The 1,215-nt window shown below is 78.2% G+C and carries 1 protein-coding gene; it reads right to left on the bottom strand.

The window, feature by feature from the left end:
• Window positions 1–1,215, bottom strand: a 1,215-nt coding sequence (locus IDM29_RS16780) for a hypothetical protein (protein ID WP_188037845.1), incomplete at both ends; no start/stop codon positions are given.

Raw genomic sequence — 1,215 nt, 5'->3', positions numbered from 1 at the left:
GGCGCCGCGGCACCCGGCGGGACGCCGCCGAGCAGGTGACCCAGCACGAGCACCGGGACGACGGCGGCCAGCGTCAGCGGGACCGACTCGGCGGCAGCGCGCAGCGCGACGCTCGCGACGGACGCGCCGCGTGCCCGTTCGAGCGCCGTGGCGGCGGCGCGCCGGGCCACCAGGAGCCGCGCGGCGAGCACGAGGACGAGCACGGCCACCCCGACCGCCCCGGCGACGGCCAGGTCCATCTGCGCACGGGCCGCGCGGGCCTGGTCGTGGTAGGCGTCCAGGGTCTCGTCCAGCGCCGACCGCGCGAGGACCAGGTTGGTCATCGTCCCGGGGAAGGGCACGTCGCTCCGGGTGATGCGGTCGAGCTGGAGGGCGACGTCGGCGGCCACGGCGGCGGTGTAGGCGTCCGCGTCCGTCGGGAGCACGACGGTCCCCATGGCCTCCGCCCCGAGGGCCGACGCGGCCTGGGTCACGACTGCCGGGCCGGCGAGCAGCGGCGCGTCGGCGCTCGCGGACGGCTCCTCCCACACCCAGCCCAGGGCCTGCCACACCGCGGCCGACGGGTCCGCGGGCTCGACCAGGGTGGTGACCTCGACGGTCGTGGCGGTCACGCCGAGGTCGGAGAAGTGACGCAGCCAGAGCACGTCCCCGACCGCGACGTCAGACGCCTGCGCCCACGCCACCGGCAGCGCGACGGGGCGCGGCTCGCCCTCCGGGGGCAGCGCGTCCGTCACGGGTTCCCCCTGCACCACCCGCAGCGCGGCCAGGGTCGCCGTGGGCAGCATGGTCAGGCGCGTCCGGAACACGGCGTCCTCGGCCAGGCCGCCCGCCTCGACCACGTCGCCCTCGACCGCGTCGTCCCCGACCGCATCCTCGCCGACCGCGCTGCCGACGCCCGGGTCCCGCAGCAGCACGTCCACGGGCTCCACGACGAGGTGCGCGACCCCGGGACCGGTCGTGGCGGCGAGCGGCGCGACGAGCCGCCGCTCGAGGAACTCCGTGTCGTCGACGAAGTCCTGGACGGCCCCGATGCTGTAGGGCCCGTAGTAGGCCGGCGCGGACTCGAGGACGAGGTCCGCCGAGGCGCCGGCGTCCCGGACCGCGGCGCGCGCGCCGTCGTCCAGCGCCCGGAGCACCCCGCGCGGCGCCAGGACGGCGAGCAGCGCGGCCAGCGCCACCAGCAGCCAGCAGACGGCGAGCAGCCCTGCGTCGGCG

It is taken from the genome of Actinotalea sp. JY-7885, from assembly GCF_014525465.1.
In the GTDB taxonomy this organism is placed as follows: domain Bacteria; phylum Actinomycetota; class Actinomycetes; order Actinomycetales; family Cellulomonadaceae; genus Actinotalea.
The sequence above is the reverse complement of the archived record's forward strand: the minus strand, read 5'-3'. Positions and strand labels throughout refer to the sequence as shown.